The organism is Chryseobacterium sp. S90, assembly GCF_047444895.1.
In the GTDB taxonomy this organism is placed as follows: Bacteria; Bacteroidota; Bacteroidia; order Flavobacteriales; family Weeksellaceae; genus Chryseobacterium.
Genome location: NZ_JBLGCX010000037.1, coordinates 1 through 227 on the forward strand (window position 1 = coordinate 1; position 227 = coordinate 227).

Annotated in this window: 1 tRNA gene; it reads right to left on the bottom strand. The window is 55.9% G+C overall.

The features are described 5' to 3' along the window. Positions 1-74 precede the first annotated feature (74 nt). Positions 75-150, bottom strand: a tRNA-Gly gene (locus tag ACLMCG_RS23135). Positions 151-227: the final 77 nt, after the last annotated feature.

The following is a 227-nucleotide window of genomic DNA, read 5'->3' on the forward strand; positions in this document are numbered from 1 at the left end:
TGAACCCGTACGTCCTTGCGGACACAGGATTTTAAGTCCTGCGTGTCTACCAGTTCCACCACCAGGGCATGGTGTGGAGCGAAAAACGGGATTCGAACCCGCGACCCCAACCTTGGCAAGGTTGTGCTCTACCAGCTGAGCTATTTTCGCATAGTGCGGATGAAGGGACTCGAACCCCCACGCCTCACGGCACCAGATCCTAAGTCTGGCGTGGCTACCAATTACAC